This is a genomic window from Herpetosiphon sp., assembly GCF_003512625.1.
Lineage (GTDB): Bacteria > Chloroflexota > Chloroflexia > Chloroflexales > Herpetosiphonaceae > Herpetosiphon > Herpetosiphon aurantiacus.
Genome location: NZ_DOPT01000094.1, coordinates 148,684 through 161,652, shown reverse-complemented (window position 1 = coordinate 161,652; position 12,969 = coordinate 148,684). Strand labels below are relative to the sequence as shown.

Annotated in this window: 13 protein-coding genes, 1 tRNA gene, 1 pseudogene and 1 riboswitch; of the genes and pseudogenes, 9 read left to right on the top strand and 6 right to left on the bottom strand. The window is 50.4% G+C overall.

Annotated elements, in window-relative coordinates; all coding sequences use genetic code 11:
- Positions 1-156: 156 nt before the first annotated feature.
- From DEF47_RS20970 to DEF47_RS20955, 4 genes are all read right to left on the bottom strand, one after another.
- A complete protein-coding gene (locus DEF47_RS20970) occupies positions 157-1,818 on the bottom strand; it encodes a nitrite/sulfite reductase (protein WP_012189294.1) in 1,662 nt (553 codons plus the stop codon).
- Positions 1,815-2,369 carry an adenylyl-sulfate kinase gene (gene cysC / locus DEF47_RS20965; RefSeq protein WP_012189295.1) on the bottom strand — a complete coding sequence of 185 codons (555 nt, stop codon included), beginning with the start codon at positions 2,367-2,369 and terminating at the stop codon, positions 1,815-1,817. The genes DEF47_RS20970 and cysC overlap by 4 nt, the downstream gene beginning before the upstream one ends.
- A gap of 178 nt (positions 2,370-2,547) precedes the next feature.
- Positions 2,548-3,699 carry a sulfate adenylyltransferase gene (gene sat, locus DEF47_RS20960; protein ID WP_012189296.1) on the bottom strand — a complete coding sequence of 384 codons (1,152 nt, stop codon included), beginning with the start codon at positions 3,697-3,699 and terminating at the stop codon, positions 2,548-2,550.
- A 98-nt stretch (positions 3,700-3,797) separates the two neighbouring features.
- Positions 3,798-4,502 carry a phosphoadenylyl-sulfate reductase gene (locus tag DEF47_RS20955; protein ID WP_012189297.1) on the bottom strand — a complete coding sequence of 235 codons (705 nt, stop codon included), beginning with the start codon at positions 4,500-4,502 and terminating at the stop codon, positions 3,798-3,800.
- 67 nt (positions 4,503-4,569) lie between these two features.
- Positions 4,570-4,682, bottom strand: a riboswitch (SAM riboswitch).
- Between the two features lie 204 nt (positions 4,683-4,886).
- Between DEF47_RS20955 and msrA the strand changes: the two genes are divergently transcribed.
- The 7 genes and pseudogenes from msrA to DEF47_RS20925 all read left to right on the top strand — a co-directional run bounded on the left by msrA (position 4,887) and on the right by DEF47_RS20925 (position 9,893).
- Positions 4,887-5,429, top strand: a complete 543-nt coding sequence (gene msrA / locus DEF47_RS20950; protein WP_012189298.1) for a peptide-methionine (S)-S-oxide reductase MsrA — start codon at positions 4,887-4,889, stop codon at positions 5,427-5,429.
- A gap of 187 nt (positions 5,430-5,616) precedes the next feature.
- The gene (locus DEF47_RS20945; RefSeq protein WP_012189299.1) at positions 5,617-6,165 is read left to right on the top strand and encodes a TetR/AcrR family transcriptional regulator; all 549 of its coding nucleotides are present in this window, start codon (positions 5,617-5,619) and stop codon (positions 6,163-6,165) included.
- Positions 6,166-6,244: 79 nt separating this feature from the next.
- Positions 6,245-7,243 (top strand): annotated as a pseudogene (locus DEF47_RS20940) (hypothetical protein); the annotation flags it as partial.
- The gene (locus tag DEF47_RS25220; protein WP_353845107.1) at positions 7,223-7,642 is read left to right on the top strand and encodes a hypothetical protein; all 420 of its coding nucleotides are present in this window, start codon (positions 7,223-7,225) and stop codon (positions 7,640-7,642) included. The pseudogene DEF47_RS20940 and the gene DEF47_RS25220, both read left to right, overlap by 21 nt.
- Positions 7,643-7,650: 8 nt before the next feature.
- Complete coding sequence (locus DEF47_RS20935) at positions 7,651-8,802, top strand: SAVED domain-containing protein (protein WP_012189301.1); 1,152 nt, start codon at positions 7,651-7,653, stop codon at positions 8,800-8,802.
- 72 nt (positions 8,803-8,874) lie between these two features.
- A tRNA-Arg gene (locus DEF47_RS20930) sits at positions 8,875-8,951 on the top strand.
- Positions 8,952-9,071: 120 nt separating this feature from the next.
- The gene (locus tag DEF47_RS20925) at positions 9,072-9,893 is read left to right on the top strand and encodes a nucleotidyltransferase domain-containing protein (protein ID WP_012189302.1); all 822 of its coding nucleotides are present in this window, start codon (positions 9,072-9,074) and stop codon (positions 9,891-9,893) included.
- Here the strand turns inward: DEF47_RS20925 and DEF47_RS20920 are convergent.
- Positions 9,890-10,702 carry a hypothetical protein gene (locus DEF47_RS20920; protein WP_012189303.1) on the bottom strand — a complete coding sequence of 271 codons (813 nt, stop codon included), beginning with the start codon at positions 10,700-10,702 and terminating at the stop codon, positions 9,890-9,892. The genes DEF47_RS20925 and DEF47_RS20920 overlap by 4 nt on opposite strands.
- Positions 10,699-11,250 (bottom strand): sigma-70 family RNA polymerase sigma factor, encoded by a 552-nt coding sequence (locus DEF47_RS20915; protein WP_287045325.1) that lies wholly within the window; start codon positions 11,248-11,250, stop codon positions 10,699-10,701. Before DEF47_RS20915 ends, DEF47_RS20920 begins: the two co-directional genes overlap by 4 nt.
- 149 nt (positions 11,251-11,399) lie before the next feature.
- On the opposite strand from DEF47_RS20915, the gene DEF47_RS20910 reads away from it, so the two are divergent.
- Entirely contained in the window at positions 11,400-12,287 is an 888-nt protein-coding gene (locus DEF47_RS20910) for a diacylglycerol/lipid kinase family protein (RefSeq protein ID WP_012189305.1), read from the top strand.
- 10 nt (positions 12,288-12,297) lie between these two features.
- Positions 12,298-12,903, top strand: a complete 606-nt coding sequence (locus DEF47_RS20905) for a glycerol-3-phosphate acyltransferase (protein WP_012189306.1) — start codon at positions 12,298-12,300, stop codon at positions 12,901-12,903.
- Positions 12,904-12,969 lie beyond the last annotated feature (66 nt).

Below are 12,969 nucleotides of genomic sequence, written 5' to 3'. Positions count from 1 at the left end.
GGGGCTTTAATCCCCCTGCACCCTCTCAAGTTCAATCAGGGATATTTATGCATCCACCGATGAACTACCAGATCATTGGTAAAAGGGTAGCGACCTACGCTTGTAAACTCCCCTCTCCCGCCGCAGTGGGAGAGGGGTTGGGGGTGAGGGAATCTGCTAGCGACTTTTATTCCACGAGCCTTCTTCCGTCCACACGCCTTCTTCGGTTTCTGGCTCGCCAAAGCCAAGATAAACCCGCAGTTGGTCGTCGGTTTGGCGCTTGGCCCAATGGCGGAACTGATCTTCAGGGCTGGTACGTTGGGCTTGGTAGGTGGTGACCAAGTTGCCCAAACGATCGGCCAATTCTGACCATGGCACTTTGGTTGCCACCCGTCGGCCAATTGTTGCATCGTCGCCCAAAGCTCCGCCGAGCAGAATATCGGTGGCTGGTAGCTTATTTTTGCTGCCATCAGGGTTGCGAATCACGCCGCCCTGTAATCCAATATCGGCGATGCTATGTTGGCTACACGAGTGTGGGCAAGCCGAAAGATGGATGCGCAACGGCACATCAAGCTCAACTTTTTGATCCAATGCTCCAGCCAATTGCCAAGCAGCTTCTTTGGTTTCGATTGTAGCAAAGTTGCAGTAGGGCAACCCAGTACAAGCAACGACTGTGCGTTGGATACGTGGGCCATTTGGCTGCAATTCTTGCAACAACGGCTCAGCCAGTAAGGCATCTAACCGCGCTTCAGGAATGTAGGGCAACAGCAAGTTTTGGCTGTGGGTTAGGCGAATTTCGCTTTGGCCATATTCACGTGATAAGCGAGCTGCTTCGCGAATTTGGGCTGGCGTAATGCGTCCAGTTGGTACAAGCAAGCCAACCCAGTAGAGATTTGGCTGCTTTTGGCGAAATACTCCAACGACATCGCCACTGTAAACTGCTGGTGGCACATCGGTTGCCGCTCGTTCCAAGGGATGGCCAAGGTAGTTCACAACTTCTTCGCGGAAACGCTCTGCACCCCAATCGGCGATCAGATATTTTAGCCGGGCATGGTTACGCTTTTCGCGGTAGCCAAAATCGCGATAGACCAAGGTGATGGCACGAGCAATTTCAACCACTGCATCGAGATCGGCTGGCACAAACACATCAATGTTTTGAGCTAGATGTGGCTCGTGCGAAAGCCCGCCCCCAACCCAAACGTTGTAGCCCAGCACAATCTCGCCATCAATTTCCTTGCGGCCAGGAGTGAACGAAAGATCATTGATTGGTGCTTGGGTCGCGTCAAGCCCGCCGCCAGCGACCGAAACTTTATACTTGCGGGGCAAGTTTGAGTAATCGGTGTTATAGGCAAAGTGCTCATCGAGTGCCTTGAAGAATGGCCGTGGATCGATCCATTCGTCGGCGGCAATCCCAGCAACTGGGCTACTCACAACGTTGCGTGGCACATCACCACAAGCCTCAATCGACGAAAGCCCAACGCTTTCCAAAGTTTCAAATACGGTTGGAATATCGCGCAGCGCAATTGTATGCAACTGGAAGGTTTGGCGAGTGGTAATTTCAACCCGACCAGGGGCGACGGTTTCAGCCAAGTGCACAATTGCATCAGCTTGATCGGCAGTCATAATCCCGCCAGGCAAGCGCACCCGCAACATGAAAAAGCCATCTTTGGGCTTATCGTGATACAAACCATACCATTTGAAACGGTTCATATCACTTTCGGTAACTTCATTGATATCGCCACTTTGGGCGTAGCGATAAATATCTTCAAGCACCGCTAAGCCATCTTTTTCCAGCTTTTGCAGTTCGACAGGGTTTAGTTTTGGGGTTGTAGCAGTCATGCGCCCTCCTCGACGGCGGCAACCGTCGGTAGATAGCCGAGTTCTTCCAATGTGTTGACAATGCGGGCAACGCTAGCATCGAGCGATTCAGCGTGGCTTGGAATCACCACCTCAGGATTGGTTGGTGGTTCATATGGGTCGGAAACCCCAGTGAAATGAGGAATCTCGCCAGCTAAGGCTTTGGCATACAAGCCCTTGACATCGCGGTCGATACAAACTTCCAATGGGCAATCGATATAGACTTCGACAAAACGAGCGGTGCTGCCGCGAATTTCCTCGCGGGTTTGGCGATAGGGCGAGATAGCGGCGGCAATTGCCACTCCGCCATGGCGCGAAACCAAATCACAAACCCAGCCGATGCGCCGCACGTTGGTATCGCGATCTTCCTTCGAGAAGCCCAAACCTTTGCTCAAATGGGTGCGTACCACATCGCCATCAAGCACCTCGACCCGTTGCTCGCGTTCGCGCAGCACTTCAGCCAAAGCCGCCGCTATCGTCGATTTGCCTGCGCCTGATAAACCAGTAAACCAGATAATATATCCCTGACTCATAGAAAATCCTTTATTGGGAAGGGTGATTGCTAATACTTTGGTTTCCCTCACCCCCAATCCCTCTCCCACTGCGGCGGGAGAAGGGAGTGCTGTCGGAGCGGTTCCCCCTCGCCTGCTGGGTGGGAGAGGGGGCTAGGGGGTGAGGGATGTTCTATGTCCTATGTTCTTTTAACTCAATTCACGCAGCGATCAACTCTTCGATAACCTCGCGGCGGCTGAACTCAGGTGGTGGTAATTCGCCGCGTGACAAGAGCGCCCGCACGGCAGTGCCACTCAAAATAACGTGGTGTTCGTGGGAGTGTGGGCAGGTTTTGGCCGAGGCCATCGCGCCACAACGTTGGCAGTAGAAGGTATGTTCAAAGAACAACGGCGTAATGCCCAAAGCTGTTGGATCAAATTCGTTGAAAATATATTGGGCATCATAAGTGCCATAGTAACTGCCAACCCCAGCGTGGTCGCGGCCAACAATGAAGTGGGTGCAGCCATAGTTTTTGCGATTCAAGGCATGGAAAATCGCTTCGCGTGGGCCAGCATAGCGCATTGGCGCAGGGAAAACGCCCAGCAATACGCGGTTGGCGGGGTAGTATTCACGCAGCAAGCGCTCGTAGGAACGCACGCGAGCTGGCGCTGGCACATCATCGCTTTTGGTTGTGCCAACTAATGGGTGCAACAACAAGCCATCGACGACTTCCAAGGCGCATTTTTGAATATATTCGTGAGCGCGGTGAACTGGGTTGCGGGTTTGAAAGCCTACGACCGTGCGCCAGCCAGCATCGCTGATCGATTGACGTACTTCTTGAGGGGTGCGTGGCAAGTGTGGGAATGCCCCTTGCTCAACTTGCAACAACCAAATCGCCCCGCCAACTCGCCAGCGTGGCGCAGCATACAACCGGGCCACGCCTGGGTGAGCGCCATCGGTTGTGCGATACACGTGTTGTGCTTCGTGTTCAACATCAACTGGGAAAATATCTTCAACTTCGAGCACCGCCAAAATCGTGCCTTGTTCATCAGTTAATGCAACCGGCTGATCGAGCACCAAATCGTAGGCTTGATCTTCGGTAATTGGCAAGGTAATCGGAATCGACCAGGGCAAGCCATTTTTGAGGTGCATCGTTTCGACGACCGCCTTATAATCGTGGCGATTCAAGAAACCAGTTAAGGGGCTATACGAACCAATCCCAATCATCAAGAGATCGGCGCGATGCGGCTCGTCGAGCACAATTCGTGGCAAATCTTGGGCCGATTGCAACAAATTTTCGCGTAAAAGGCCGCTAGGAATCCGATTGACCAACGTACCGCCGTGAGGCAAGATTAATGATGAAACAGCCATTGAAGCACACCCTCGAACATAGAATAGCAGCTAGCATAAAGTGGCACCTTTATGCTAATCAACATTGATTACACATAACATAACGAACAAATGGAATTTTAGATATGGAGTCCACACTCGGTTTTGTTAAAGCCAGCCCAGCGTCCGCTGCGTGGGTCACCGTTCACCGGGTGGCTTGTACAAGTGTGACATCCGAGGCTGGTGTAGCCTTGATCGAGCAATGGGTTATAGGGCACACCATTGGCATGGATGTAGCGCCAAATATCGCGCTCAGTCCACAAGGCTAAGGGGCAAATTTTAACCAGTTGATGTTTTTCATTCCAAGAAACCACTGGAGTATTTGCCCGCGTGCTGCTTTGGTCGCGACGCAGCGCGGTTAACCAAGCATCGTAGGGAGCCAGCACATCTTTGAGCGGCTCAACCTTGCGTAGTTTGCAGCACAAATCGGGGTTCGTGCCCCAAAGTTCGGGGCCGTGGGTAGCGGCTTGTTCAGCCACAGTTTGGCGTGGGCGTGAATATTGCACTGTAATACCATAATGCTTTTCAATTTGCTCAACCAAGGCGTAGGTTTCGCTGAACAGCAAGCCTGTGTCGAGCACCAGCACTGGCAAATTTGGCTCAAGTTTGAGCGCAATATCGAGCAACACCATGCCAGATGAACCGCCAAACGAACACGTCAGGGCTAGATTGGGAAAATAGTGATCGATCGCCCAACGCACAATTGCTTGAGGAGTTTGGCTCGTTAATTGAGTATCGAGTGCTGTCAGAGCCTCGCGGCTTGGCAGGGTTGCGTGCATGACCATAAAAAAACCTCATCTGTATATTGGGCAGACGAGGAGTAGAGATCGTGGCATGACTGTCACGGGCTACTGCTCATCTGTCAGACATCACTGTCGGAATTAGCACCTTAAACTTAACTGATCAGGTTAAGGATGGTTGCTGGGGCTTCGTCGGGCCGATCCCTCCGCCCCTCTGGATGAGTGCAACGGGTTTAGTTTTTTAAGCTGTGAGGAATATAACATACTTGATAAACAAAGTCAAGAATTATTCTATCGTAATTTAGTCAAGATTTGGAGTATACTTAATAACGGATGAGTTCAACGGGCGATTTAGCCCATTCTAATGGTCAATTTTAATTTGCCTAGCTCTCTAGCTAGCAACGATAGCAATCAAGGATAGTTAACTAAATGACTCAACAATATGCTTTGGCGACCCTCGGTGGTGGCTGTTTTTGGTGCTTAGAAGCGGTTTTTGATGATCTACAAGGAATCATCAGGGTTGAATCGGGCTATGCTGGTGGCCATGTTGCCAACCCAACCTACGAAGAAATTTGCGGCAAAAAAACTGGGCATGCCGAAGTTGTGCGCTTAACCTATGATCCCAGCGTGATCAATTTCAGCCAAATTTTGGATGTCTTTTTCACCATCCACGATCCAACCACGCTGAATCGGCAAGGCTACGATGTTGGGCCACAATATCGCTCGGCGATCTTTTATCACGATGCTGAGCAAAAAGCCGTGGCTGAGCAAACGATTGCGGCATTAAATGCCAGCGGTCAGTGGCCCGACCCAATTGTGACCGAAGTAACACCAATTAACAATTACTATGAAGCCGAAGATTATCACCAAGAATATTTTGCCCACAATCCCTTCCAACCCTATTGTATGGCGGTCGTCTCGCCCAAAGTCCAGAAGTTTCGCAAAGAATTTAGCAAGCAGCGAAAATCTTAACCCAACCCCGATTGGATTGGCACAGTCGAGTTATGGTATACTAGCTATAATTATGACACATTGTGTGTTATATAGCTAGATAGTAGTTTGATTTACATGGTTGGCCTACCCTTGAACGCTGACCCACCCCACTCCTGCTGAGTGAACGAGGGGCAAAGCCAACCATTTCAGTTAACGAGAATGTGCCATGCAGCAAGAAGACATCCGAATTCAGCGCACCTTGAAGGCGTTGCGTCAAGCCTTTATAGAATTAATTATTGAGCAAGGCTACGAAGCGGTGACCGTGCGAGCAATCATCCAACGCGCTAATGTTGGCAATAAGACCTTTTATCGTCATTATCCTGATAAAGAGGCGCTATTATATGCAGTTGTGGGTGAAATGTTGATCGAAGGTCAACAGTTTTTGATTCCACCCGATTCGACGGTCGCCGCTGAACAAAATACCTTGAATGCCTTTCGCTTTGCCAGCCAATATCGTGATGTTTTGCGGGTGTTGTTACGCAGCCCGATTGCCGAACAATTGCTTGGCCCCATGATCGAATTTGGTATTTCTGAGGGTGAGCGCTCGTTTGCTGGGCGTGGTTTGCCGACCGATCTAGTTTCTTATCATTTTGTGGCGAGCATGATGTCGTTGATGCGTTGGTGGTTTGAACGTGGCACCCAATATACGCCCGATGAAATGGCCGAATTTGTCAATAAACTGCTGATTCGGCCAATGAGCGAGCCAAGTACTTAACTAGCGACAAGGCAAAAAGGCTGTGGTAGACTGCCAATAGCGCTCCCTGATTATCCGCAGCAAACCAAAGGAGGCCTTGATGCGTCGTATGATCGTTTTTGCTATTGTTGTCTTGTTGATGGCCGCGTGTAGCTCGCAATGGCCTAGCGCCCCAATTGCCAAAAGTACTCCTCATAATCCAGCCAATTTTCCTCCCAGCCCGCAAAACTCACCTACCATTGGTCAATGCCCGGTTTTTCCACTTGATAACATTTGGAATACCCCAATCGACACCTTGCCTGTCCACCCTCGTTCGAGCCAATATATTGCCAGCATTGGCGGCAGCGAAACCTTGCACCCTGATTTTGGCGCGGCCCAATGGAATGGTGGTGATATTGGGATTCCCTATGTGGTTGTGCCCGCTAACCAACCAACTGTGACCGTTAATTTTGTCGATTATCCGCATGAGAGTGACCCCACCACTGGCTCAGGCCAATACCCAGTGCCACCGAATGCGCCACGTGAGCATGGTAGCGACCATCATGTGTTGGTGGTGCGTGAAGGTGAATGTAAGCTGTATGAGCTGTACAATGCCACCAAAATTAACGATACAACTTGGAATGCCAGTAACGGAGCAATCTTTGATTTACGCTCGAATAGCTTACGACCTGATACCTGGACTTCCGCTGATGCAGCAGGTTTGCCAATCTTGCCTGGCTTAGTGCGCTACGAAGAGGTGCAAGCAGGCGAGATCAACCATGCAATTCGCTTTACGATTCAGCGTTCACAACGGGCCTATGTCTGGCCAGCGCGGCATTTTGCGTCATCAATTACCGACCAAAATGTGCCACCAATGGGTATGCGCTTTCGGCTCAAGGCATCGTTTGATATTTCGGGGTTTTCCAGCGAGATGCAAGTTATTTTGCGGGCAATGCAGCGCTATGGCATCATTGTGGCCGATAATGGTTCAGATTGGTATATTTCTGGCGCACCGAATCCCAATTGGGATGACGATAATTTGGTGAGTAGTTTCGACCAAATTCGCGGTGATCATTTTGAAGCTATGGATAGCTCGAGCTTGCAACTCAACCCTGATTCGGCAGCGGTTATCGCTAGTGCTGCCCCGCAACCAAGCAAATTGGCCGAATTTGGGGGCGTTGATCAAGGCCAACAATTGCGCTATGCGATTACAGTGGTTGGCACAGGCAGCCCACAAACCATGAATGATCAACTGCCTGATGGCCTAACAATTGTTCCGGCGAGCGCCACGATTAACCCAAGCAATTTGGCGGCCCCAGCCATTAGCAACAATAGTGTTCAGTGGAGCGGCACAATTCCCAATTCGCAGAGTGCGGTGATTAGCTTTCGTGCAACGGTCAGCACCAACGAGCGCCGCGTTATTATCAATACTGCCCAGATTAATGCTGCCACAGTGCAGGCCAGCATTATTGCCAATGGCTATCGTGTTTGGTCGCCCATGGTGCGCAAACTGAAGTAGGAGGTTTTGTGAACGAATTCGAGCCGATCTATCATCCTGAAAGTCGCCCGCTGAGTGTATGGCTTGCGCCAAGTAGCAAACTTGCCCGTGCTGATCTGGCGCGTGAATGCCGGATTCGTGGGCTATTGACCGAGCGCGATCCTAGCCAAGCGCCGAGTGAGATTCGTGAGTCAATCGCTGCAAGTCAAGGGGTGATACTCTATATTGATTCGTTGAAGGTCATGGTTAATCAACCGCTTGGCGTTGCTATTCAATACCTTCAACAACACCGCGAAATCCCATGGTGGCTTATTTGTGATGGGGTCGAAATCGCCGAAGTCTATGAATCAGAAACCTTTAAGCACCTCCCATTTGAGCAACTACAACAAAGCTGGCAGCTCGACCAACATAACCCAATCGGTATCGCCCAACAATTACTCAAAAGCATATTTCGGCGCTTTATCCGTCAAACTAATCCTTCGTGGTTGAGCCTACTGGCAGTTTCCCAAAACCCTGCACCTGCTGCAGGAACACATCTTGCACTTGATTGGAGCGATTGGACGAAAGATTATACGATCAATCCTGCGGCTTGGCCCGCAATTCAGCAAGCAATGCTTGATGTTAAGAATGTGATTGTTGAGCAAGCGGTGAAGCGTTTGCTGATTCTGCCGCAGGTGCATTTAACAGCTGCAATGTTGATTGGTGCGGTGATTAATGAGCGAGTTGCTGGGCCAGCCCAAATGTGGGTAGCTAATAGCTTCAATAATGTCCTAACTTGGTGGGATTGTAACGATCAAGCTACGGCTCATGGCATTACGCCGAAGGCAACTGAACTCAATCATGGACCTGATGTGAGCATGGAATGGGCGATTACCCAGCCAGCAGCAAAAGTCCAATTGCCGATTGAGCGTTATCTTGCGCAGCATTTGACCGATCGTGTGAAACAACGCACGCTTTATACCCGCGAAGGCATTGAGCATAGCAAGCGAGCCAGTGCGGTAGCTCAGCTGTTTCGGAGTGAGCTGCTAGCATCGCAAGCGGATGTTGTGCATTGCTTTGCGGCAATTCCGGCAGCGTTGGCGCTATGCTTTGGCCGGAAACTGAATGCATGTCCACCGATTCAATGCTATGAATTGAAGGGCTATGACGATTACAAACCATCATGGTTGATTAAGGCTTAACCTTGCCCACCAAGCTCACAGAATATGCTATACTCTAGGGGTCATGCACACCGCATGACCCTTCAATTACTAGCGGGCGTAGCTCAGTTGGATAGAGCATCGGTCTTCTAAACCGACGGTCGTGGGTTCGAGTCCCGCCGTCCGTGCCACTTTCCCCATAACACTGGACTTGTTTTATCAGCCCATCCGTTGGCTAGCCTGCCAATCGATGGGTTGATTGCTTTTTGATCCGACTTTTGTGATCTAACAGCGTAAAAAGTAGGTCGTTTATGCCCTCAGACATTATCAATATGGTCGTAGAACGTTTGCGCACGGTCGCTGGCGTTGAGGCTTTGGTGCTTGGTGGTTCGCGGGCACGTGGCAATCATCATACGGGTTCGGATATTGATATTGGGATGTATTATCGCCGCGATTTGGATATTGCTGCCTTACAACATCATGCCCAAGCCCTCGATGATTTGCAACGCCAGCAGCTAGTAACTGAACTTGGTGGTTGGGGGCCGTGGATCAACGGTGGTGGTTGGCTGACGATTCATGCCATGCCAGTCGATTGGCTGTATCGCGATTTGAACAAGGTTGAACACGTAGTCGCTGCGTGTTTGGCTGGCGAAGTGACAATTGATTATCAGCCAGGCCACCCGCATGGCTTTGTTTCATCGATCTATGCAGCCGAAGTTGCGCTGTGCCAGCCCTTGTACGATCCGCAGGCAAGCGTGGCTAGCCTCAAACAACAGCTTGCAAGCTATCCGCCAGCTTTGCAGCAGGCATTTTTAGGGCGTTTTTGGGAGGCTGATTTTGCCTTGGCGAATGCACGCAAGGCGCTACGCCGTGGTGATTTGGCCTACATCACAGGGTGTTGCTTTCGCGCAGTGATGGTATTGACCCAAACGATCTTTGCGCTCAATCAGCACTATTGGATGAACGAAAAAGGCGCGGTGGCACTGGCAAGTGGGTTTCGCCATGTGCCAGCCAACTTTGAACAACGAGTTACCCAACTATTCAGCCTGCTTCAGCCGCAACCTGAATCAATCGATCAAGCGTTGCAAGTGCTTGAAGCATTGATTCAGGCTACGGCGGCTTTGTTGGATTAGTTAACTTCTAAGCCTTCGGCAATTTGGATGAGGGTTGTTTGATCGAGTACATAGCTTTCAATGATGATGATTTGACCATTTTCTTCCCAGAGCACCAAGTTAACCGCGACTGTTTCAAGATCTTCTTGATACATCTTGCCTTCTTTGGCTTTGATGTATAACGGTGCTTGCTCGATATACAAGCCTTGGGTATTACGCACTGTGATAGGCGTGGTGCTGGCTGCCCCAACCCCGAGGCTGCTGCCTTCTTCAATGCTGCGCACTGAGATATAGATCGAGTCGGGCGTGCTGTCGTTGGCATAGTAACGACCGCTGTAGCTTGGTTTGGCAACATAGCCTGCGGGCAAATAGGTTAGATTGAACGGGCTGGCATCGCTGAGCACCGGTGGCGTAGCGGTTGGTTGATCTGGGATTGGTGGTACCTCGGTTGCGGTGAGCAATTGTTCAGCTTTGGTTGGCTCATTGGTGACACTCAACCAGCCAATTTGGCGCAAAATTTGGTTGGCATAGCTGCGCAATGGTGGCACTGCGATCGTTGCGATAACTAAGGCCATAACGACGGCTAAGGCCATACGCATTTTTGATTTCAACATAAAACCTCCAGAATACTGTTTGCGAATGCTGGGCTGTTGAAGCCGTTGGGCAGTAGCTGCCTGTTGGATGCTGCTTGGTTGCAAACGCAATTGTGCCAACTGTTGAGCCAGATGTAATAAGGCTTGATGATCCGGATCGGCGGACGATGGTAGTTGACCAGTCTCAAGTAAGTGGTCAACATCAGCATTAAATTGCTGGATTTGCTGCTCGATCATTGTTCGTATCCTCTATTTGGCAGCCATTGACGAAGGCGTTGGAGGCTGCGATAGAGCATCACTCCTACATTACTTTCGCTATGACCAGTAATTTCGGCAATTTGGCGATTGTTTAAGCCAGCCCCGAATTTCAGGGCAATTACATCGCGCTCATGGGCTTTGAGTTTCTTGAGTGCCTGATACAGCTGTTGATTGGTTTCGCTGCGTAAGGTGTCGGCAATCGGGTCGGTATTATCAGCAACGTGCTCACGAATAAAATCCAATGAGAGCCAGCGTTGTCGCCGTTGCCGCTGAAAATAACTGTCAACACAATGGCGGGCAATGCCAAAAATCCATGCTCCAGGGCTGCCACGCTCGGCCCGATAGGTTTCAATGCGGGTCATGGCTCGCTCAAAGGTATGGGCAACTAAATCGTCGGTGCTGGCAGGGTCGCGCACGCGATAGGCAATGTAGCGATAGATTGACGCATACTGCTGGGTATAGAGTTCTGCAAAATCAATCTGGTTGGTAGGTGAATCAAGTGTTGGTTGTTGAATCCTAATCATCATTTGCCTCACGTATCTGACACACTTAAACTACACCTCATTCGCCAAAGTATTACAGGTTTGTTAAGGTCTTTTCGGAAGGTTGCTTGCCCATATTCAAAACTCGCCTGCTATAATGCGCTTAGCACCCAGCAAGTACGAGGAGCATTGCCATGACCAAACTGCGCCTAGCAGTCATTTTGAATCCCCATTCCAATCGCCAACGAGCAGCTCGACAAGCTCCCCACATTCTGGCGATGCTTGAGCATTTTGGGCTTGAGGCGACCTTATTGCAAACGACCCAGGTTGGGCATGCCACCCATTTGGCCCAACAATGTGTCGCTGAAGGCAATTGGGATGGGATTATTGTGGCAGGTGGTGATGGCACGATTAATGAAATCGTCAATGGCATGGCTGGCTCGTCTATGCCGTTGAGTTTTATTCCGCTTGGCACTGGCAACGATTTTGTCAAAATGCTCAAATTGCCAACCAATAACACGGTCGAAGCCATTCGTGCGATCGCGGCCAATCGGCTACGCCAAATCGACCTTGGCATAATCAATCAGCATTGGTTTATCAATGGGGTTGGGATTGGGTTGGATGCAAATGTGGCGATTGAGGCTCAAAAACTCAAACGGATCAAAGGTGGTTTGGTTTATATGATTGCCGTGCTCAAATCTATTTTGCACTATCAAGCCCGCGATTTGCTGATTGAAACTGATGATCTGACGCTGCAAAAACGGATTAATATGGCAACGGTTGGGAATGGTGGTTATCATGGTGGTGGCTTTTGGATTACGCCTGAATCGCAGATTGACGATGGGATGCTTGATGTTTGCCTGACTGGCGAACAATCGCGCTGGTCGATGGTCCGCGATTCGAGCCGTGTACGCCAAGGAAGCCATACCAACCTGCCAAGTGTGACAATGCTTAAAACCCGTACCTTTAAGCTGTATAGTGAACGTGGCGTGCCAGTGCATGTTGATGGTGAGGTTTTTAGTGCGAGCTTGCACGAGATTACAATCACAATTCAGCCAGCCGCATTAACGATTCGGGTCTAGAGGGTTTGTCATGCTGATTGGATTATTGAGCTTATTGGGATATTTAATTGGTGGAATTCCCTTCGCCGTGCCTGTGGTGCGGCTGTTAAGTGGCCAAGATGTGCGTTCAACTGGCTCGGGCAATGTGGGGGCACGCAACTCGTTGCGGGTAGCGGGCGCTTGGGCGGGTGTGTTAGTGTTGGTGCTCGATGCACTCAAGGCGATCATTCCCATGCTCGTAGCCGATTCCATGTTGGCAGAACAATGGCCAGTTGGCTTGGTTGGGGTTATGGCAGTTTTGGGCCATTGCTACTCGCCCTATTTGCTCTTGCGTAGTTTGAAAACGCCTTGGCAACATTGGCGACACTGGCTTTTAAGTGTTGGCGGTCAGGGTTTAGCAACAGGTTTGGGCGTAATTAGCATGCTTACGCCAATCTTGGCGCTCCCATTATTAGCCGTGGGGGCGTTTTTTGCGCTTGGCTTGAAGCGGAGCAGTTGGGCGGCGCTGGTGATGATTGGGGCCGCGCCGCTTGCTACCTACCTGCTTGGCTATGTGCATTTTGTTTGGCTGAGCATTGCTGCTTGTGCAATCATCATTTTGAGCAAGCTCTGGCAGGATTATCCATTTAAAGAGTAGGCTATTGGCTATGAGCTGAAGGCTATCGGAGCGATCTATGTGCTTAATCCCCCGATAGCCTCTTGC

Coding starts and splice junctions, on each gene's coding strand:
- DEF47_RS20925 (WP_012189302.1), top strand. CDS start 9,072: ATGCCCTCAGACATTATCAATATGGTCGTAGAACGTTTGCGCACGGTC.
- DEF47_RS20915 (WP_287045325.1), bottom strand. CDS start 11,250: ATGATGATTAGGATTCAACAACCAACACTTGATTCACCTACCAACCAG.
- sat (WP_012189296.1), bottom strand. CDS start 3,699: ATGGCTGTTTCATCATTAATCTTGCCTCACGGCGGTACGTTGGTCAAT.
- DEF47_RS20955 (WP_012189297.1), bottom strand. CDS start 4,502: ATGGTCATGCACGCAACCCTGCCAAGCCGCGAGGCTCTGACAGCACTC.
- DEF47_RS20970 (WP_012189294.1), bottom strand. CDS start 1,818: ATGACTGCTACAACCCCAAAACTAAACCCTGTCGAACTGCAAAAGCTG.
- msrA (WP_012189298.1), top strand. CDS start 4,887: ATGACTCAACAATATGCTTTGGCGACCCTCGGTGGTGGCTGTTTTTGG.
- DEF47_RS20910 (WP_012189305.1), top strand. CDS start 11,400: ATGACCAAACTGCGCCTAGCAGTCATTTTGAATCCCCATTCCAATCGC.
- DEF47_RS20920 (WP_012189303.1), bottom strand. CDS start 10,702: ATGATCGAGCAGCAAATCCAGCAATTTAATGCTGATGTTGACCACTTA.
- DEF47_RS20905 (WP_012189306.1), top strand. CDS start 12,298: ATGCTGATTGGATTATTGAGCTTATTGGGATATTTAATTGGTGGAATT.
- DEF47_RS20945 (WP_012189299.1), top strand. CDS start 5,617: ATGCAGCAAGAAGACATCCGAATTCAGCGCACCTTGAAGGCGTTGCGT.
- cysC (WP_012189295.1), bottom strand. CDS start 2,369: ATGAGTCAGGGATATATTATCTGGTTTACTGGTTTATCAGGCGCAGGC.